The 20,082-nt window shown below is 34.6% G+C and carries 18 protein-coding genes and 5 pseudogenes; 14 read left to right on the top strand and 9 right to left on the bottom strand.

What is annotated here, in order from left to right:
* Positions 1 to 196: 196 nt before the first annotated feature.
* From AC3WVZ_RS03135 to AC3WVZ_RS03155, 5 genes and pseudogenes are all read right to left on the bottom strand, one after another.
* Complete coding sequence (locus AC3WVZ_RS03135; protein ID WP_233936010.1) at positions 197 to 1,057, bottom strand: hypothetical protein; 861 nt, start codon at positions 1,055 to 1,057, stop codon at positions 197 to 199.
* Positions 1,054 to 2,145 (bottom strand): DUF3696 domain-containing protein, encoded by a 1,092-nt coding sequence (locus AC3WVZ_RS03140; protein ID WP_233936011.1) that lies wholly within the window; start codon positions 2,143 to 2,145, stop codon positions 1,054 to 1,056. Before AC3WVZ_RS03140 ends, AC3WVZ_RS03135 begins: the two co-directional genes overlap by 4 nt.
* Entirely contained in the window at positions 2,135 to 3,328 is a 1,194-nt protein-coding gene (locus tag AC3WVZ_RS03145; protein WP_233936012.1) for a DUF262 domain-containing protein, read from the bottom strand. The genes AC3WVZ_RS03140 and AC3WVZ_RS03145 overlap by 11 nt, the downstream gene beginning before the upstream one ends.
* A 460-nt stretch (positions 3,329 to 3,788) precedes the next feature.
* Positions 3,789 to 4,358: pseudogene (locus tag AC3WVZ_RS03150) on the bottom strand (Cthe_2314 family HEPN domain-containing protein); the annotation flags it as partial.
* Between the two features lie 244 nt (positions 4,359 to 4,602).
* Complete coding sequence (locus AC3WVZ_RS03155) at positions 4,603 to 5,229, bottom strand: HNH endonuclease (protein WP_233936014.1); 627 nt, start codon at positions 5,227 to 5,229, stop codon at positions 4,603 to 4,605.
* Positions 5,230 to 5,543: 314 nt separating this feature from the next.
* On the opposite strand from AC3WVZ_RS03155, the pseudogene AC3WVZ_RS03160 reads away from it, so the two are divergent.
* The 3 genes and pseudogenes from AC3WVZ_RS03160 to AC3WVZ_RS03170 all read left to right on the top strand — a co-directional run bounded on the left by AC3WVZ_RS03160 (position 5,544) and on the right by AC3WVZ_RS03170 (position 7,892).
* Positions 5,544 to 6,397: pseudogene (locus tag AC3WVZ_RS03160) on the top strand (DnaD domain-containing protein).
* Positions 6,394 to 7,680, top strand: coding sequence for a replicative DNA helicase (gene dnaB, locus AC3WVZ_RS03165; protein WP_205173280.1), 1,287 nt, complete (start codon positions 6,394 to 6,396; stop codon positions 7,678 to 7,680). Before AC3WVZ_RS03160 ends, dnaB begins: the two are co-directional and overlap by 4 nt.
* 44 nt (positions 7,681 to 7,724) lie before the next feature.
* Positions 7,725 to 7,892 carry a hypothetical protein gene (locus tag AC3WVZ_RS03170; protein WP_000169783.1) on the top strand — a complete coding sequence of 56 codons (168 nt, stop codon included), beginning with the start codon at positions 7,725 to 7,727 and terminating at the stop codon, positions 7,890 to 7,892.
* Between the two features lie 139 nt (positions 7,893 to 8,031).
* Here the strand turns inward: AC3WVZ_RS03170 and AC3WVZ_RS03175 are convergent, their stop codons facing one another.
* On the bottom strand, positions 8,032 to 8,817 hold the full coding sequence (locus AC3WVZ_RS03175) for a TrmB family transcriptional regulator (RefSeq protein WP_059304084.1): 786 nt from the start codon (positions 8,815 to 8,817) through the stop codon (positions 8,032 to 8,034).
* A gap of 109 nt (positions 8,818 to 8,926) precedes the next feature.
* Here AC3WVZ_RS03175 and AC3WVZ_RS03180 point away from each other — a divergent pair, with 109 nt between their 5' ends.
* Entirely contained in the window at positions 8,927 to 9,694 is a 768-nt protein-coding gene (locus tag AC3WVZ_RS03180) for a TSUP family transporter (RefSeq protein WP_063220117.1), read from the top strand.
* Positions 9,695 to 9,987: 293 nt separating this feature from the next.
* Positions 9,988 to 10,140: a hypothetical protein gene (locus tag AC3WVZ_RS03185; protein ID WP_000394757.1), complete on the top strand. Its 153-nt coding sequence runs from the start codon at positions 9,988 to 9,990 to the stop codon at positions 10,138 to 10,140.
* A 296-nt stretch (positions 10,141 to 10,436) separates the two neighbouring features.
* On the opposite strand, the gene AC3WVZ_RS03190 is transcribed toward AC3WVZ_RS03185, so the two are convergent.
* On the bottom strand, positions 10,437 to 11,012 hold the full coding sequence (locus AC3WVZ_RS03190; RefSeq protein ID WP_063220116.1) for a TetR/AcrR family transcriptional regulator: 576 nt from the start codon (positions 11,010 to 11,012) through the stop codon (positions 10,437 to 10,439).
* A 142-nt stretch (positions 11,013 to 11,154) separates the two neighbouring features.
* Between AC3WVZ_RS03190 and AC3WVZ_RS03195 the strand changes: the two genes are divergently transcribed.
* Both AC3WVZ_RS03195 and AC3WVZ_RS03200 read left to right on the top strand, forming a co-directional pair.
* The gene (locus AC3WVZ_RS03195; RefSeq protein ID WP_063220115.1) at positions 11,155 to 12,630 is read left to right on the top strand and encodes an MDR family MFS transporter; all 1,476 of its coding nucleotides are present in this window, start codon (positions 11,155 to 11,157) and stop codon (positions 12,628 to 12,630) included.
* A gap of 349 nt (positions 12,631 to 12,979) precedes the next feature.
* Entirely contained in the window at positions 12,980 to 13,540 is a 561-nt protein-coding gene (locus AC3WVZ_RS03200) for a PRK06770 family protein (RefSeq protein WP_063220114.1), read from the top strand.
* Between the two features lie 92 nt (positions 13,541 to 13,632).
* On the opposite strand, the gene AC3WVZ_RS03205 is transcribed toward AC3WVZ_RS03200, so the two are convergent.
* Complete coding sequence (locus AC3WVZ_RS03205; RefSeq protein WP_001198456.1) at positions 13,633 to 13,767, bottom strand: hypothetical protein; 135 nt, start codon at positions 13,765 to 13,767, stop codon at positions 13,633 to 13,635.
* 214 nt (positions 13,768 to 13,981) lie between these two features.
* On the opposite strand from AC3WVZ_RS03205, the gene AC3WVZ_RS03210 reads away from it, so the two are divergent.
* The 7 genes and pseudogenes from AC3WVZ_RS03210 to AC3WVZ_RS03240 all read left to right on the top strand — a co-directional run bounded on the left by AC3WVZ_RS03210 (position 13,982) and on the right by AC3WVZ_RS03240 (position 18,003).
* Positions 13,982 to 14,089, top strand: a complete 108-nt coding sequence (locus tag AC3WVZ_RS03210) for a YjcZ family sporulation protein (RefSeq protein WP_000540375.1) — start codon at positions 13,982 to 13,984, stop codon at positions 14,087 to 14,089.
* A 138-nt stretch (positions 14,090 to 14,227) separates the two neighbouring features.
* Positions 14,228 to 15,597: pseudogene (locus AC3WVZ_RS03215) on the top strand (IS1182-like element ISBth7 family transposase); the annotation flags it as partial.
* Positions 15,598 to 15,814: 217 nt separating this feature from the next.
* On the top strand, positions 15,815 to 16,360 hold the full coding sequence (locus AC3WVZ_RS03220; protein WP_063220113.1) for a GNAT family N-acetyltransferase: 546 nt from the start codon (positions 15,815 to 15,817) through the stop codon (positions 16,358 to 16,360).
* Positions 16,361 to 16,455: 95 nt separating this feature from the next.
* Positions 16,456 to 16,787, top strand: a pseudogene (locus tag AC3WVZ_RS03225) (hypothetical protein); the annotation flags it as partial.
* Between the two features lie 46 nt (positions 16,788 to 16,833).
* Positions 16,834 to 17,157: a hypothetical protein gene (locus AC3WVZ_RS03230; RefSeq protein WP_000351757.1), complete on the top strand. Its 324-nt coding sequence runs from the start codon at positions 16,834 to 16,836 to the stop codon at positions 17,155 to 17,157.
* Positions 17,158 to 17,435: 278 nt separating this feature from the next.
* Positions 17,436 to 17,633: pseudogene (locus tag AC3WVZ_RS03235) on the top strand (GNAT family N-acetyltransferase); the annotation flags it as partial.
* Positions 17,617 to 18,003: a hypothetical protein gene (locus AC3WVZ_RS03240; RefSeq protein ID WP_233936015.1), complete on the top strand. Its 387-nt coding sequence runs from the start codon at positions 17,617 to 17,619 to the stop codon at positions 18,001 to 18,003. The pseudogene AC3WVZ_RS03235 and the gene AC3WVZ_RS03240, both read left to right, overlap by 17 nt.
* A 79-nt stretch (positions 18,004 to 18,082) precedes the next feature.
* On the opposite strand, the gene AC3WVZ_RS03245 is transcribed toward AC3WVZ_RS03240, so the two are convergent.
* Positions 18,083 to 19,465 carry an alpha/beta hydrolase gene (locus AC3WVZ_RS03245; RefSeq protein WP_233936016.1) on the bottom strand — a complete coding sequence of 461 codons (1,383 nt, stop codon included), beginning with the start codon at positions 19,463 to 19,465 and terminating at the stop codon, positions 18,083 to 18,085.
* Between the last annotated feature and the right edge of the window lie 617 nt (positions 19,466 to 20,082).

A 20,082-nucleotide genomic window follows, 5' to 3' on the forward strand; every position in this document is an offset into this window, starting at 1 on the left:
AGTTAGGTGTTTAATCAAAAGGCGATTAGGTATAACTACGGTAGTATTAGTTTATGATACGGTGAAAGTATTTAATAAGAGAAAATAAGTTATAAATAAAGTAAGCCAGTTAGACGAAGACGGTAAATCATAGTCTAACTGGCTTGAATTTTGGTACATCAAGGAGTGCTATTATTTTGGGTTTTTGAAGTGGAACTTAGTCTTTCCAATGATTTCCTATATGACCAACTAATATTTTTCCGTTTTCAATACTCTCTCGTCCCCAATTAAAGTATATTCTAAAATCAGAATGAGCATTATAAAGTTTAGTATGAGGATTACATCTTATACTTTCGATTTTATTATCTATAGTATGAAATTGACATTGGAATTTATCTAGCCCTTCATTTGAGCCTCTTCCAGATGCAATTATATTGAATTCACTCTTTAATCTTTCATATATTTCATCAGAAGCGCTACCAATGGTTATATATATATTCTTTGCCGAATCATTAAGCACTGATAAATGTCTAATCAATTCATCTGAATGTTGAATAATATTGTTAAATGCATTTAAAGTATGTTTAACCCTATCGTGAAAAAACAAATTTGGAAAACAGCCTTGAAAATCTTGTTTGAAGCAGTTAAGTGATTTTAATTGACCTAAATAGAATCGGTGTGGAAAAAGAATTCTGTTTTTACTGTTAATGTATAAACGGTCTTCATTAATATATTTATTATCATGCATTCCAACTAAAGCCTTGTAACTTGTGTTATCTTTTTCATCTAATAGAACGTATAAGTTGTGATAATTGATATCATCAGATTTGTATTCTCTTATATTTTCAAAAAGTAAATCTCTAAAATCGCTAGCATACTTTGGAGAAAATAAATATTCATCTAAGGTGATATTATCGTCAATTATGCTCTCATAAAACTGATTAGGTATAATTATTTGATCATCGTTTTGGGTAATACCGTTAAGTAAATCAATGAATTCAACAATCTTCTTTTCAAATTCGATAACTGAAGAATTATCGTCTATTAATGAAGAGATATAGAAAGATATTTTTGTCATAGGCGTAATCCTAATAGTTCTCTAAGATCAGTTTTATTCTGATCAAAGAAGCCTTTTGGCCATTTCTCTAATTCTCCGTAGGGGGTAATTTTAATCTTTTCTATATCAATTTTATTATCAATTAAATTAAAAAAGTTAACTATCATTCTGTCAGTTTTTTTCATCTTTGTTAATTGCAAGCGTGCACCATTTATTACATGCTCACTATGAGTTTCGACGATAACTTGTACTCCGCAAGTAGAAAGCATGGCCAAAAATTGTCCTATTTTTGACTGTCCATATGGATGGAGGTGAGCCTCTGGGTTCTCAATTATTAAGAAAGAGTCTTTATATGAAGAGAATAATAATCCTGACACAATAATAGGTAAGACATAGGTCAATCCAAATCCTGTAGCTGTAGGAACATACTCATCGGATGATGTTTTTGTATTTTTAAATTTTATGGTGACTTTATTTAATTCTTCATGTAAAGAGACATTTAGCTGTGTTCCAGGAATTATTATATCTAACCAACCTTCACAGTTTGCGGAAAACTTAGCAAGCTTGCTTGCACGCATAGAATCATGTATTTCATGTTTCAGTAAATCAGCCTTATTAATAATATGATTTGTATATTCACCCTTATTTCCTACATTTAAAACTGAATTACTACTAATATCTGAAGTAATTCTAGGCCCAACCCTTTCTGCATTTAGATATTGGAAATGTTTGAAGGGATCATTTTTTTCTTTTAATAAATCTTCTTGGTTTTCTATTATTAAAGATAGTGGATTTATAATTTCATTACCAATAGTTAGCCCAACTTCATTACTGGTACTATTATTAAAGGTGCTTTTTAGAATGATTTTTTCAAAAGATTTATCTTTTGAAATAATGTCTTTAGGAAGTCCTAGATTTATTCCGTTGACATCACTTGATAAGATTTCTCCACTATGTACATTTTCATAAGCTTTTTTCATAAGAAGAAGACTTTGAACAACACTGGATTTTCCAACTGCATTTCCCCCGGCTAATATTGTAAGGGGACTAAAATCTATCTCTTTTTGTACCCAACATTTGTAATTTTCGATATTAAGTTTAGAAATCAAATCCCATTACCTCCGACAGTATCATATTTGCCTTATGAAAACTATATTGGACCGATTTTGTACTATTTGTTCCCTGTGTTAAGTAAGAATCATAAGGTATATCTGCTGTTAATTCTTGTGCTAACCTTTGCAAAACTTCAGTTCCTAGTTTTGTAAAATCAAAGTTAATAAATTTTGGGTTTGATAAAATTACTGCCCAAGATGTATATAAAGCCTTATTAATAATGTCCATATTACTATAGATACGATTATTTTCATTAATATAACATTTCCTAAAGGTATATTCTCTAAAAAGTATATTTGAAATATTCATTGCTCTTTTAAAATCTTCTTTAAATACAGCCAATTCATCGTTCTTAGCTTCATTAAGGTCAAGTAAGGCATTATCTAAAAAAACTGCAATATTCCCTGATGTATAATTTAATTGGCGATTTTTGTGATTATAGGATTTATAGAATGCAAAGAAACGTAATATAAATTCTTGTCCATCCATTCTATCGTCTTTAATTCGATTTCTTGTGGCGATTTGAAATTCATCACTTTTATAAAGGGTTTTTAATAAGTCTCTTGTACTATTCTTTGAAATAGCATTTCTAATCTCTTGTGGTTTTAGGCTAACTCCTCCAGTATTTACTCTTCTAAATATGTCAAATACAACATTAGAAGGTGATCTAGCATCTAGAATATTAACGGCTAGTTGCGTCCTAAAAATCCTTTGTTGATACTTTATATCTAATTCTGAAAAGGTTTTACCTCCACAGTAATTTTCAAGATATTCTAATCCAAATAGTTTAAATTTATCATTGATAAAATCATTTATTGTAGATAATCGTTGTAATCCATCGATTACAATAAATTTAGAATCCTCATTTTCATAAAAATAAAAGGCTGGGATTGGGATTCTTAACATCAAAGATTCTATGAGTAAAGATTTTCGTTTTCTTTCAGTCCAAACCCTATTCCTTTGAAACCCTGGATTAAGGATAATTTGTTTTTCATTCATTAATTCTGTTAAATATTTAAGTGATAGCATTTGTTGATCTATCCTAATTTTATCAGCATCAAAAGGATGTTCATAATCTTCTTCATGCTCATCCAATTCGTATTCCTCATATTCAAATCCATAAAATTCATCGATGGATTCTTCTATAGTTTCTTTTGGATTTTTGGAGTATTTATCCATTAAAATCACCTGCTTAATTATTTAATAATTTGTATCTCTTATATTGTAAGTCATCTGTTTATTCTTTACATCTATCGGAAAAAAACACCATTTCATTTATAATGCTTACTGTAATATTAACTAAAAAGATTATTATTATCTATATTAAAATTAAAACTAAGATAGCCAAGAGACAATACTAATAAAGATTAAAAGGTTTAGGATCTATTTAAAATGTAAATTAAAGAAGGATAACCATAGCATTAATCATAAACAATAATTGTATAAATGAAAAATAATTAATGCCCTAACGATAATACGACAGCTACTTAATAAAGTGTGTAAATATATTTTGTAATATAAATTGGAAAAAAACAGTTGTTACATTCTTTCTTGATACATATGAGTATCAAGGAGGGGAAATTAAAGATAATTGCAAATTAATTTAAGAAGCTAGTTACCTAAGCTAACTAGCTATTGATTATTTCTTTGGATATATTTTTTCTATATATTTAATAATAATTAGAGTAATTTCTTTTATGGATTTTAAGAGACTATACATATTTTCTTTTAATTCTTTTGAGGGCATATAATGAATCCTTGAGGTAATTATCCCATCATGGGTTTCATCGTAATTATAAATCCTGTAAGGAGGCTTATTATGAATAATGTTATTTCTAATTCGAGAAGCTTGTTGAAAACTATTCTTATATTTAACCTTACAGAGCCTTCTATTTAGTTTTATATCTTTTCCTTGATTCTTTAAACTACGAAGAGCAGTATTAAATGTTATGTCTTTTAATCTACCATCTCTATACTTTTCTTGTTCTAAATCAAAATAGTTAAATAATAGATGCCCTAGTATATCAAGGGTGGTAAAAGCTTTTTGGAAAAATGTATCTGTATGATGTTCAAAATGTATTTTGTTAGTCCAATGCAGCTCTTTAAAATGAGGGAAGTATATCATATTACCATTAGGGCTTACTCTGCACCATTCATCATCTGGGATTCCACGATTAAAATAATATAATACATATGCGTAACTTAAGTTTAATTGAGAATTATTTCTTTTTAATTAGAGGAAGTCTACGTAAATCGGACTCTTTTGTTCTTTGTGATTTATTAAAAATTTTATATGGGATAAGCCAGAGATTTTTAATGATAATAGATAAAACTTGTATAATAATTTTGTTTAGGGAAAAAATGTGAATTTTTATTTGAGTGAAAATAGTACTTGTTTAATAGAAAGAAGGTTCTGGATGTAGAACCTTCTTTTATGTTTAGTAGAAAGTTGGTTATTTGTTTGTCTTGTTAAATATTTCATTATTGTGATAGTCGATAAACTCTTTAGATATGTTATGAACCTTAACGTTTTTTAACATCGAATAATTTAATGGGATTGCTCCGTAATCACATAGAGCATGATGATTAGGGCACAAAACAATAATGTTTTCACTTATATCTGGACCATTATGAGGACTACCTAATGGCTTAATATGATGAGCTTCAGAGTAATGTTTATCTGTAGATAATTCAAGTCTTTCACCACAGATTTGACATGTGTGATTATGTAATCTTTTTAAATCGCGGGTTAAACTTGTATCTCTTAGAATTCTATATACTTCAGTTTTAATTTTTTCAGGTGGAGTTGTAATATCGGTAGCTTCAATTAAGCCTTCTTCATTTCGAAGTGCCCAAGTACCTTCTCCTAATCCATTTACTGAGTAAAATAAATCTTTTTTTTCATTAAAGATTTTAGAATGGGATGAATGTGTTTCGATAGTATTTCTTATAATGCTTCTCCAGGAGTTTGGTAATGGTTCAGTTCTAATTCTTTTTACTTCTTCATAAAGTTCTTCATAATGGCTGACACCATCTAAATTATTAAAAGCTGTTACAATGTCTTCTAACCAAGTTGTCATAATGCATCTCCTATTCTTTTGAAAATATATTAATATAATTTATATATTCTTCCTATTATTGGAATATCCTCTTTTTAGAATGGAAAATTAAAAAATAAATTGGATTTAATTATAACTAGCCCCTCATAAGCCCCTTACAAGCCCCTACCAAGTAATAAATCACTAAGAAAAAACATAACAAAACAAAAACAACTACAAACACCGTAGTAGTAGTCAAAAAAAATTTTGAAATAACACGCCAAAAACCCGGCCCTCCCGCCTATATATATTACAAAGGGGCTTTTACATTTTGAATGGGGACGGGAGGAACTTTGATGGCGGTCTATCGTAATGTGCAGGTGAATTTTTGGCAGGATGATTTTGTTTTGGATTTGACGCCGGAGGAGCGGTATTTTTATGTGTATTTGTTAACTTGTTCGAAGACGACGCAGTGCGGGATTTTTCCTTTTCCGAAGCGATTAGCTGAGATGGAGACGGGTTATAATCGGGAGACTGTTGATAAGCTTGTGCAGCGCTTTGTTGATTATGGAAAGATTCTTTATGATGCGGATACGCGGGAGTTATTCGTTTTAAATTGGCTTCGTTATAATCCGGTGACGAATACGAATGTGGAGAAGTGTGTGCTTCGTGAGCTGAAGAGTGTGAAGAATAAGGAGTTTGTACATATGTTTCTCCAGAAGTGTGCGGAGGAGGAGCTGAATGTTCCGATGCTTTTAGCACATTTTGGTATGCCTGATGATTTGGCTGTGGATGATGTTGAGCCGGTTTGCGAGGAGGCAGAGGAAGAAGAGGTTATAGAGGAAGAAACGGGAAGTCGTGTGTTTTCTTTTTATGAGCAACATTTCGGTAGTTTGTCTCCTTTTGCGGTGGAGGAACTGAGTGCGTGGATGGAAGATTTGTCAGAGGAGCTTGTGTTGAAGGCGCTTCAAATTGCGTTTGAGAATAATAAGCGGACGGTTGCTTATGTGAAGGGCATTTTGAGAGGCTGGCACGGGAAAGGGTTTACGAAAGTGTGTGAGGTTGAGGCAGATACGGCTAAGTTTCGGAAGAAGGAGTCGTCTGTTAGTACGGGGGAGACGGAGGAGTTTTTGGTGAGGAGTGGGAGAAGAATGCGCCATCTGAGGAAGAGTTGCAGCGCTTTTTAGCGGAGCGCGGGTGGCGGCCATGAGTATTCAAAATGTGGAGGCGGAAAAGACGGTGTTAGGTTCTCTACTACTTGATGGAGAGCTTATTAAGGAGTGCCGTTTGACGGAGCAGTATTTTTCGATGCCGGTGCATAAGTCTATATTTCAGTTAATGAGAAAGATGGAAGGAGAGGGGCAACCGATTGACCTTGTGACGTTCACTTCTAGAGTGGATCCGAATTTTTTGAAGGGGATCGGGGGAATGGAGTATTTTATAGGGTTAATGGATGGTGTGCCTACTACTAGCAACTTCTCATATTATGAGGGGCTTGTTCGAGGTGCGTGGAAAATGTATCAGGCTGGTGTTCTCGGGCACAAGATGGGAGAGCGTCTTATTGCGGAGAAGAGTGAGAAAGTTATCGGTGAGACGATTACGGCACTTTGTGAGTTAGAGGAGAAAGACTCTGTATGTGAGTTTGATTTGAAGGATGCGTTAGTTGGTTTGTATGAGGAGCTTCATCAAGATGTGAAAGAGATTACTGGTATTGAGACTGGTTATACATCGTTAAATAAGATGACGTGCGGATTGCAGGAAGGTGATTTTGTCGTTCTTGGTGCGCGCCCTTCTATGGGGAAGACTGCGTTTGCGCTAAATGTTGGATTGCATGCGGCGAAGTCTGGAGCGGCGATTGGATTGTTTTCGTTAGAGATGAGTAGTAAGCAATTGTTAAAAAGGATGGCTTCTTGCATAGGTGAAGTGTCAGGAGGTAGGCTGAAAAATCCGAAGCATCGTTTTGCGATGGAAGATTGGGAGAAGGTAAGTAAGGCGTTTGCGGAGATTGGTGAGTTGCCATTTGAGATTTACGATAATGCAGGCGTTACGGTACAAGATATTTGGATGCAAACTCGTAAGTTAAAGAGGAAGCACGGTGATAAAAAGATTTTAATTATTGTAGATTACTTGCAGCTTATTACGGGTGATCCGAAGCATAAGGGCAATCGATTTCAAGAGATTAGTGAAATTTCTCGTAAACTTAAGGTATTAGCACGTGAATTAAATGTTTGTGTAGTGGCGTTGTCGCAATTATCTCGTTCTGTAGAAGCACGTCAAGATAAGCGACCTCTTTTATCTGATTTAAGAGAGACGGGACAAATTGAGCAAGATGCGGATGTCATTATGCTTATGTATCGAGAGGATTATTATGATAAGGAAACGGTGCAGAAAGAGATGACGGAGATTCATGTGGCGAAGCACCGGAATGGGCCTGTGGGGAGTTTTAAGCTGAGGTTTTTGAAGGAGTTTGGGCGGTTTGTGGAGATTGGATGATAAAATAGAAGAAGGCATATAAAAAGGTAAAGGAGTGGTTACGGATGACAAAAGTAGGTCGTTTATATGAGCAAGAGAAGCAAGAAGAAATTGATAAAGCACTTTCGGCAGCTGGAATGCTCTTTAAAGGAATGAGTGTAGAAGAAATAGCTAAAAAATTAGATGTAACAATTGAAAAGGTAAAAGAGTGGGAGAAGCGTTTATCTCATTAATCGCTGGGGTAATGGCAGCGTCTGTATAAATTTATACAAAAATAGCCGAATATTTACTATATAATAGTCGGCTATTTTTGTACGGAGAAGTTGTTAGGTTTAATACGCAAAATTTTTTATTTGCTCTTGAATATGTTCCTCATTTCCCCATAAAGAAAGACTTTCTCTCTGCAGTAATCCATTGCTGCAAGTCATCTTGGCTACGTCGGACAAGTCGATTTACTAACACATCATGCCATACATAATCCTCTAATAAGTATATATGAACGGGGTCATCTGTATAAAAAGCAATATTACGCTCTTCAAGTGATGGTCCATAAATCATCTCTTTAGAATCTATCGATACAATAAACCAATGTTCTGTAGACAAGGTTTCTGTATAAGGTGTTATGCGATGGGCTTCTAGATTTTTAATGGGATTTTCAACATGTAGGGTAATACCTTGTATTGTAACTTTATCAGCTACTTCAGATAGATCTTCTTTTAACGCTTCATACATCTCATCCCACATTGAAATGACAATACGTCGTTCTGCTTTTTTTATTAATGCCTGACAATAGCTAATGATTGTTTGATTGTCTTTTAAAGTAATCACTCGATTATCTGTTTTTTCCTCGGAAGTTTCTAGTGTTTTTAATGAATCACTTATTCCTTCATATGTAGACTGCCATTCTGATTGCGCCTTCTGTAAAAAGATTTCAACAGGTAGAGGTGAATAGCGAGTGGTGTCATTTATTTCTTCTTTCATGACAATTCCTTTTTCTACAAGGTTACCTAAAATCTCATAAATTCGCGCTCTTGGGACACCCGAATCCTTACTCACTTGATAGGCTGTGACAGGCCCCTGTTTCACAAGAGATACATAAGATTTAGCTTCATATTCATTAAAACCAATTTTTTTAAGCTGTTGTACTATGTAGTCCACTTTTTCGTCCTCCGATGCTTGCTGTTATATTTCAACGTTACAATAACTCTTTACATTTAGCAAATTGGTAGTTACTATTACAATAGTGACTAAAGGGGAGGCTACTAGTATGGATTTGTATTTAGACCCATCTATATTAATTATTTTGATTGTTTTTGGATTTGTAGCTGCATTTATTGATTCAGTTGTAGGCGGTGGTGGACTCATTGCTTTACCAGCTTTATTATTTACAGGACTGAATCCAGCAAGTGCAGTAGCTACGAATAAACTAGCATCGACAATGGGAAGTGCAACTAGTAATATTGTGTTTTATCGTTCTGGTAATCTTGATTTGAAATCGGCGTTTAAATTAGTTCCGCTCACTTTCATAGGTTCCATAATAGGGGCATGGACCGTTCATTTAATGAATCCAGAAGTACTGAAGCCGTTGATGCTGATTATGCTTGGTGTGGTCGCTATTTATACGATATTCAAGAAGGATTGGGGAAGTATTTCCACTCATAAAAAATTGTCGGGTCGACACGTCATTATTTTTACTTTCTTTGTTTTTGCTATTGGTTTTTATGATGGATTTCTAGGTCCTGGAACAGGTTCATTTTTAATGTTTTCTCTTTTATTTATTGGGTATGACTTTTTAAAAGCAGCAGGTAATGCGAAGCTTCTTAATTTAGGAAGTAATGTTGGTGCATTGTTAATGTTTATGTATGTAGGGCAAGTCAACTATGCATATGGTTTTATCATGGGGATTGCTCAAATTGCTGGAGGGATTGTTGGCTCCAAATTTGCTATAAAAAAAGGAAGCGGGTATGTTCGTGCTCTTTTCATTACAGTAACTTGTTTATTGTTAGCGAAAAATCTGTATGACTATATTCAGTAAGTAATTAAAGAACGTAGAAAAGGTCAAAGATGCCTACATAGAATATAAGAAGATACCAGGAAAAAATTCCTTTTAACATTTTTTAGATGCTACCTTATTTGAAGATAGCATCTAAAAAGAAAATCTAAGTGAAGAGAATGAAAAAAATATAAACTCATATTTTTCCATATGAAATTTCATTTGTTTTATTTACATAATATCTTTACAATCATTTGATAAAATAAAGTCAACTGCATATTGTGAGGGTGGGTGGTTATCCCTTCTTTCCATTTGGAAGGAAAGGGGGTGATAATATGGAGTTTTTGTTTGACCTTGTAAAAGAATTTGTAAAAGCGACTGTGCGCGAAGTTTCAGCGTATTTTTTGCGGAAGCAACTTCTGGGTAAAGACAACAAAAAACCCACTCCGCGCCGTAGGAAGCAAAAGGGTGGGTTTCGTAAAAAATAATAACATATAATAACCACCACCCTATACGGTAGCAGTTAAGGAAGAGATGTTAGCGCATCTCTTCCTTTTATTATATGCCAATTTATTCGCTGTTACACTTATATAGTATTCTACGGAAAATATATCATATTCCTATTTTGTGGTCAATTTGATCCCGCTTTAACGGGCAGTAAGACCCCCACCTCAAAATTCAGTGGAAGCAAAGAAGTTAGGTGGGGGTCGGGCTGTCCGTAAAAGTCCGATTGGTGAGGGCTGATTAAAGTTTCACTTTATTGCATGATTGAAAAGATGTAGTCTTATTCCTCTTCAAACTGAAAAATATCCCGATTAATGAGTTGGTGGAGGTACCTATCCATTTCAGGAGCAGAAACGCTTTTTTTATTTTTAAACCACCATGTGCTTAATGAGGTGATTGCCCCTGAATAAAACTCAATGATTAAATCATTTGGTATCGTATGATTTTTGCAAAGTTGATTTAATGCTTCTATTTCTTGTTTTCTCGTTTCGTGACTTAAATAATGTGTACGGGTAATGAATTGTTCATCAGACATTTGCGTTTCTAATATTTTACCGAGTTCTTCATGATGTAGGAATTGTTCCATTACTTGAAATGGTTTACTTAATCGATCTGAAACCGGTATTTCAGCAATCATCTTACCGTATCGTTTAAATCCAAATGTTAATAAAGCATCTTTATCTTCAAAGTGTTTATAAAAGGTTGTTCGGTGTACCATAGCGCGGTCACATATTTGGTTAATCGTGATCGTACTATATTTCTGTTTTGATTGCGTCATTAATTCAAATAAGGAATCCCACAGTAATTTATGTGTACGTCTAATACGTAAATCAAGTTGTTTTTCATTATCATTCATCTACAATTCTCCTTTTTTGTAGATTAAATATACAGTAGCTGAAAATTGATTCTCCCTTTTTAATCTACATATGTATATTATATTACATATGTTCTGGTGTATTTAAAGTTTTTTAAGTAAGAAACAGGAGGAGAATCTGTAAATGAATATGACAACTAAGAGCCCTGCAAGTGGCAAAGTTGATACTTCTAATTTGAAACATACCCCCATTTTAATTGCATTACTTTTAGGTGCAATGGTTGCATTATTAAATGAAACATTACTTGGAAATGCGTTAACGGTATTAATGAAAGAATTTGACGTAACGGCTTCAACGATTCAATGGCTTTCTACAGCATACATGTTAGTAGTTGGGGTTTTAGTTCCAATTACAGCATTACTTCAGCAATGGCTCACAACGAGACAAATGTTTTTGATCGCTATGGTAACGTTTTTAGTCGGTACATTAATTGCGGGATTCGCACCGACATTTTCCGTTTTATTAATTGGCCGTATCGTCCAAGCTGTAGCGACGGGGTTAATTACACCGTTATTAATGAATACGATTTTAATCATTTGTCCACCTGAAAAACGTGGTGCGACAATGGGATTAATCGCACTCGTGATGATGGCAGCTCCGGCAATTGGCCCTACATTATCTGGAGTAATTGTGGATTCATTAAATTGGCGCTGGTTATTCTATATTGTTATTCCTATCGTGATCATTTCCATTATGATTGGGATGAAGTACATTCAAAATGTTTCAGAGTTAACAAGGCCAAAAGTAGATTACCCATCTATCCTTTTATCGACATTAGGATTTGGCGGATTTGTGTATAGCTTTAGTGCATCAGGTGATTTAGGATGGTCCGATGCGAAAGTATATGGCACTTTAATTGTTGGGCTTATCTCATTATGTATTTTTGCCGTTCGACAATTGAAAATTGAGAATCCAATTTTAGAATTACGAGCATTTAAAGTTCCGATGTTTACATTATCAGTTGGATTAATTGTCATTGTGATGATGTCGTTATTTTCAACGATGACTTTATTACCGATGTTCTTGCAAACCGTTTTACTCGTTACAGCTTTTAAATCAGGAATTATCATGCTTCCGGGAAGTGTTATTAGCGCCATAATGGGACCAATCGCAGGTAAACTATTTGATAAATTTAGTCCGAAAGTTATTATCGTTCCCGGCATTGTGTTAGTAGGGGTTGCAATGTTCTTATTTAAAGACATTACTCCTGATACATCAATGGTACAAATTATTATTATGCATAGCGTATTAATGGTTGGACTCATGTTTGTCATGACAGCACAAACATACGGTTTAAATCAATTAACACCAGATTTATATCCGCACGGAACAGCACTATTTAGTACGTTGCAACAAGTAGCTGGTGCAATTGGTACAGCTATCTTTATTTCGAAAATGTCTTCAGGAACAACTAAGTATATGGAAAGCTCCGCAAATCCACTGGATCCAGTAGAGAAGTTAAACGGTTTAACATCAGGGTTCCAAGGTGCATTTGCACTTGGGTTAATCTTTATTATTGTTGCATTTATCGTATCGTTATTCTTAAAAGAAGAGAAAGAAGGAGTAAAGGCAGCGAGGGTTCTACAGAACGAACATTAAGGTTTATATAAAAAAGACATCTTTCCCTAGAAAAGATGTCTTTTTTATATTTTTTTGTAACACTTGTTTTGGGTGTCTTCATACATAAGAATTGGTATGTACAATAATTATCCTTTTTGAGAATAACGATGCAAAGCCGTACTAATAACTAATAGTTCACCAGATGATTTAGTGACATCGTATATAGATTCTGTTATGAGAATAGGTATAGCAATTATTATAAATTTATTATATTTTAATTAAAAGATTTATACGTTTTTTATAGTAAAAATTAGAGCCTCTTCAATAAAAAGGAATTAAATATTGTATTCTTAGTTAATATATTTAAACGAAGACAGGGGAAATGAAGATGGACAAGAAGCTAACGTATTGGCTAGCATCTATTATAGGGGGAGTAGTACTTGCAACTGGTATGACTTATGGAATGTTACAGTTTGCTGAAGTCCCGCTTAAGAGTGAGGACCATGTTTTTGCAGAGGTTAATAAAGAAGACATACTATCGAATGAAGCAGAAGTGAAAGGTTCAAATGCACAACTTCACATTACAGTAACTTCTACTGAAGAAGAAGTGATTTCAGCTATACATAGCATGACTCATCAAAAAGTAAAAGCGTGTGAAGGAAAGGGAGCAACCCCTATGTCCAAAAAGAATGCAGAGAAAGTAAGAAACATTCTAAACGGAAACAATTTCAAGAATAAAGAAGAGCTATTAGCAATTACTGAAAGATGGGCAAATAGAGATTTTAGTAAAATTTTAGAAGAACATAACTATTTTATTAAACTTCAAGGTGGCAAGATAGGTGAAGCTACAGTAATGGATAAGGTAGACGAGCAAGTATTCTGTTTCAATACTTTCGGTGATGATGTAACGGCCGCATTATTTAAATCAGGAGATCTTCAAGCGCTGTAAGGTGTTTTTTCTTTGATATAAAGAAAGCCTCAAGTATTCATATACTTGAGGCTTTTCCAATGGAAAGATAGGAATGATCCGAATTCCTTACATTAAGAACAAAGTGGAATTACTCCTAAACCAATTAATAAAGCTGCAGCAACTGCTGGAATTGGTACAGGAATTTGAATACCTTCTACAAACAAGAAATACTGACCACTCACTATTTTAAAACAAACTACTTGCATGGCTATTCCTCCCTTCTTTTAGAATTAATACATTATATTAATTAATCTGTTTATTGATATAGTTAAATTATTCATTTTTAAAAATATAGTTAATATGTGAATAGTTTTCGAAAGGACCTGCTCAATCAATGCGGAAAAACATAAGATGAAACGAATCCATTAAAATACATGAGTGAACCTTAGTTTTCCCCTCTTATCTAAAGGAGGAACTATTATGGGTTATGGTGGTAGTTGTGGCGGTTGTGGCTTCTCGGGAGGCTTTGCTTTATTAGTTGTGTTATTCATTTTATTAATCATCGTTGGAGCTTCTTGCTTCTGCTAAAAACTATTGGAAAAGACACTCATATAGAGTGTCTTTTCTTCAGGCTGTGGAGAAAGTCTTCTCCACAGCCTGTTTTTGTGTCTGAACCTCTTTTTATGTGTCAACACTGATAAAAAAGAGGAAAAGGAGAGATTTTTTATGATGGGTGCTTTAAAAAATCATCGTGATGAGCGTGTATCTGTTTCTGTAGAAGAGTTGGTTCCACAAGATCATTTCCTTCGTGCAATTGAAGCGACAATTAGTTTTGATTTTATTGAAGAGAAGTTACGCCCTTATTACTGTGAAAACAATGGACGCCCGTCCATTCATCCTATTGTTTTATTTAAGATGATGTTTATTGGATATTTTTACGGTATTCGTTCTGAGCGTCAATTGGAAAAGGAAATTAAAACGAATATTGCCTACCGTTGGTTTTTAGGGTTTTCTCTATCGGATACTATTCCGGATCACTCTACAATCAGTTGGAATCGTCGTACTCGTTTTATTCATACAAATATTTTCGAAGAAATTTTTGATGAGATTGTGAGACAAGCGACGGAGCACCGGATGGTAGGAGGACGTGCACTGATGACAGATTCTACACATATTAAGGCCAATGCCAATAAAAATAAATTTGTACATAAATATAAAAAAGAAAAAGCAAAGTTTTATATAGACGAGCTAGAAGCTGCGGTAATCGAAGATCGTGAGGTACATGGAAAAAAGAATTAAAACCTAGAAAGGAAAGTGATACCCCTACCAAAAAAACTCGTATAAGTACAACGGATCCAGATAGTGGATTTTTAATGAGAGATGGAAAACCAAATGGTTTTCATTTCTTGGATCATCGTACGACTGATGCGAAGTACAATATTATTACAGATACCTATGTAACGGCTGGAAATATGGCAGATTCCGAGCCGTATTTAGCACGCCTCCAAGCTCAGATTGATAAATTCGACTTCAAAGTAGAAGCTGTTGCCCTTGATGCTGGCTATTTTACAGGATATATCTGTAAGAAACTATCAGAACGGAATATATTTATGGTGATGGGGTATCGCCGATTTGGAAAACGGAATAAAGAAGTACCGAAAAGCCAATTTAAATATGTAGAAGAAATGAATGTTTTCGCTTGTCCGATGGGATGTATTCTAGAATATGTAACAACTGATCGTGAAGGATACCGTCAATACAAATCGAATCCAGAAGACTGCGCTGTTTGTCCGTTACGTGAGGTGTGCTTTTCAAAGAAACAAAAACAAAAAGTTATCACTCATCATGTGTGGGAGAAATATAAGGATATTGCTAGAAAAAACAAGCTAACAGCTACAGGGAAAAGGTTGTATAAAGTACGCTGTTCCACTATAGAGCGAAGCTTTGCAGACGCCAAAGAACTACATGGCTACCGCTATGCCCGGTTTCGAGGGCTGAAGTCTGTCCAAATGCAAGCTTATCTCACCGCAGCTTGTCAAAACATGAAAAAAATAGCCCTCCACCTGACCAAAAAGGGTCAGGTGGAGGGCTATTTTTTAAAATTCTATTATTTTATGTTGTTTTTATTCGCTAAAATCAAAAAAGATTCCAGAGTGTTGGGAACCCTAAAGGGTTTCCCAACACTCTGTGGAAAAGACACTCATATAGAGTGTCTTTTCTTTCGTGCAAAATGCTTCCTGATATTATCCAACTGTATATAGTATACGGTATACTTTTTCCTCATTAGACATATAAAAAGGTTGGAGGGATGTTATGAAACTAGTAGGGAAGCACATTTATATTCGGCTTTATAAAACTGATGATGCTAACGAGTTAGCTAACTTACATATTAGAAATCGCGAATTTTTTCAGCGAGTTTGTCCATTGCTCCCAGAAGTTTTTTATACAGAAGAACATCAAAAAATACGTCTTGAACAAGCGTTAAAAAAGACAGCTGAAGGGCAAGTATATCCTTTTGGAATCTTTTTAAGAGAAAATGATAAACTTATCGGAGACATTTCATTAACTCAAATTGTTAGGGGAGACCTCCAAAGTTGTTATACGGGTTTTACTTTGGATAAGGAGCATAATACAAAGGGCTATACAACAGAGGCTCTTCAACTTGTTGTAGATTTTGCTTTTAGGGAATTAAAGCTACATAGAATTGAAGCAGGAGCGATGCTTGATAATATAGCATCTATTCGTGTATTAGAAAAAGTGGGGTTTAAAAAAGAAGGTATAGCGAAAGAAAATATAAGGATTAATGGCAAATGGACAGATCATCAAATATTAGCTATTATCAACAGTTTGGATGTGTAAGCTTATTTTGATTCCAATAACGATAATTATGTAAAGGGCTGTCTATATTGACAGCTTATTATATTTTTTGCTTAGCGTGATTTTTTCGGAATGTTGGCGGCGTCATTGATGGACGTAAGTACTCTGAACATGCACTTGAAAGAATGGTACCTGATACCGTTCAAGTTCGAGCGGAGCTTACAAAACGAGCACGTGAGCGAGCTGAAAGAAAAGGGTATGCATTCGGATCAGATAAATACATGGAAGAATTAAAAAAGTTGATCCTCGGGGAATGACTCCAAATGTAGTTGAAGATATTATAAAAACAGGCACTCGCAAACCAGGAGACACTCCTGGTACTTGGAAATACGTTAGAGACGAAGGCTACGTAGTTATAAATGATAAAGGTGATGTTATCACAGTTGTTCCCGCAAAGAAAAAAGAATAGAATGAATAGCATAGTAAGTAATCTATGAAAAAAAGGTTGAGGAATATTGGATATTAAACATGATAAGTATGAGTTACTAGAAATTTTCGAAAGCGAACCAGAAGATTACTATATTCCAGGTGCAGGTGCGTATCGATATAGTAAAATTGATAAACTTGGATTTGAACTGGTTATGAATATGTTCTATTATGATGCAACAGTTGAATTAATAATGCTATACGAAGACAAACGTATCATAGAAACCAAGATGGAATCAGTGAAAGAAATATATACTCGTAATGATTCACTATACATTCTAGGTACAGAAGAAAAGAAAAAAATCGAAGTAAAATTCAAACCACATTTTACAGTTACAATAAATGAGTTTTAAAAACTCGAAATTAATGATCGTAAATATTCTGCGTATGCTTTAGAAAGAATGGCTCCGGATACAATACAAGTTCGAGCTGAATTAGAGGCACATGCCAAAAGTAGAGGGCTTGTACGTAGTACACAGAAATTTAAAGAATTTGTTAATCCTAGAGGTATCACAACTTCTGTAGTAGATTTTCTGTGCCTTTCCATCGTGGATACCACTACAAAGTAAGAGCCTTGTTTCATTATATTTGTTCATACAGTTTTCCTTGTAGTCTTCTGTTTTCATCCTTCAATCGCTTATTCTTTATCAATTTTTCGAACAGGTTGCTCCCAAAAGTTTTTTATACAAAATAACATCAAAAAATACGTCTTGAACAAGCGTTAAAAAAGAAAGCTGAAGGGCAAGTATACCCTTTTGGAATCTTTTTAAGAGAAAATGATAAAATGAAGATAATATTAGGGAATTGTGAGGATGATTACGTTGCTTACTTTGATAAAATTTGTAGTTAGTTATGCTGCAAGTCTGTTTGCTTTTATTTTTGGATGGTTCTTAATTTCATATATTTTTAATCCTAGCTTTATTCACCCGGACGTTTTACATGGATTCATAAAAACTATCGTCACTTATGGTAGTATACCAGCTCTTATAGCTTGTCTAATTGGGGAAGTTTTATATAGGAAAATTAAACGATGTCGAGAGTTTCAATTTGGAATTCCTTTATTTATAGGACTAGCAGTTATCTATACACTTATACCATTTCTTTTTCTTTTTACTTTTTCTTTTTCACATTTCTTTTATTTCGTAGCACCTGTTATGATGGGGGCCTTAGCTTTTTATGTAGTGCGTAGAAAAATATAATTATAATAGATATGTCTAAATCACCAGTTTCAAAAAGCCTTCACGCAATAATGATTGCATGAAGGCTTTTGATGTTTTCTTATTTTTTTGTCTCGTTAACCCATGTAATAATGTCCTGGATGACGTATTCGGGAACGTTAGCAGGGATTTCGTATTCACTAGGAAGACTTAATTCCCCGTCACCCTCCGTGAAGAAATGATTCAATTTCGGGTATTTTTTGAACTGAACATTCCTGCGGTTTGCAAGCCCTTCTTGCCATTTTGTATATTCATTTTTTACTGTTACTTGATAATCACGTGCTCCTTGCAGAATGAGTAAAGGCTCTTTTCGTGATTTTGCCTCTTCAACTGGACGCCACCTAGAAACATCATACATAAAATGAGGTGACCCAAAATTGTAGCCAGCTGGAGGATGGTCAGGATTGAAAGTAGGGTCCTGAATAAAAGCAGCCTGTCTTTTTAGTTCATCGATTTCTTCCTTTGATGCCCCAAGGTATTCATACTGATCAATGGCAATGTCAGTCAAAGGGCGTGCAGGTGGTGCGAGTAAGATACTTCCTCGAACAAGTGAGGAAGGCGCTTTGCTCAGTATACGCGGCATTGTGCCAGCTCCTTGGCTATGTCCGAGAATGAAAATATTATTTGGATCAATGCCTTCCTGCTGCGCTGCTGACTTTGCTGCATATATGGCATCATCTGTAGTATCACGGTCTAATGTAACAGGTTCTGCACTCATCTTTAATGCATGTTCTAAGGTACGTTTTTCATAGCGCAACACTGCAATTCCGTTGGATGAAAGGCCCACCGCAAGGTCTCGTAAGATTTTTGTTCCCAAATAGGTAGCATCGCGATCATGGATGCCAGCACCATGCACAAGAACAACGACGGGTACCTTTTCACCACGCTGATGCTTCGGAACTGTTAATGTCGCTGGTAACGGATAGGTAGAATTTCCAATGATGATTTCACGTTCTTGATAGGAGTCAGGTTGATCATAGCTAGGATGTGGGATGGTATAAGATTCTTCGGGTGGCCTTTCTCCAATTTCATCTACTTTCCCGCCAGGTGTGAATTTAAGGAGTAGCGATATGGTAGTTCCTTCGGTAGCTGCTGGAATTTCTACCGTCTGATGGACCAAGTTTCGTTCTTTTATCACGGGGGTTCCCATGCTTTTTATCCCGCTCCAGCCACTTTGTGTCCACCAGTTTTGTAATGTGGTTGCTGTAAACTTGGATTGAAAAGCAGTAGACGTCAACTGTAGTGCCTCTGTATACTTACCTTGCTGGAGATATTCAAAAAATAATGATGTACGCTCCGTTAAAGAGACTAGTTTCTTTTCAGCAGATTGTTCTTCGCGTGTATCTGCGTGAATAGTTGTTGTAAGCGGGAAAGATGAAACGCCTAAAGAAAAGAGTAGGGTAAAGGTAAGTACTGATCTTTGTATTTTCTTTTTTTTATTCATGTTTTAACCTCCAATATGTGATGGTACAAAACAGGTATGGTAATTAGAATTCTGGTGCGAAAACTTCAAAATATTTGCAAGCAATCTCCAAAACTTGGACATACTCATATTATTATTCTAAAAAAACGTAGCTTTCTTCTCTTGTCACATGCATATTAATCCCAGAAATAATCTTTCTTCCTTCACTTTATATTTTGATTATACGAAACAAAGCTCTCGTTTTTCTTACTTGATACTTACAAATTCCTTAAGTAGGGGATATTTTAAAAATGAATTTGTGGCGGTACTCCTATGTTAAGAGATAGCTTAAGGACCGAGGATTATATTGTTTTTATAAAGGGTTGATGTTATGTTTGTTTTGTAACATATGGTGTTTTATGCATGTAGGAGGATTTATTGAAGAAATTATTAATATTGTTTTTATTAGCTACATTTTGTCTACAGATTACAGGATGTTCTAATAATATGGGTACACTAAGGGAGAAGTCTAAAACTTCAACAACTGTGAAGTCTAAACGTATCACCCTTTGTTGATGATAGAAGTCATAAAGAAAAGACACCCTAAGGTGCCTTCCTTCGACTTGAACCATCTTAATTTTAATAATATATTGGACTCC

Source organism: Bacillus sp. CPT56D-587-MTF (assembly GCF_058792335.1).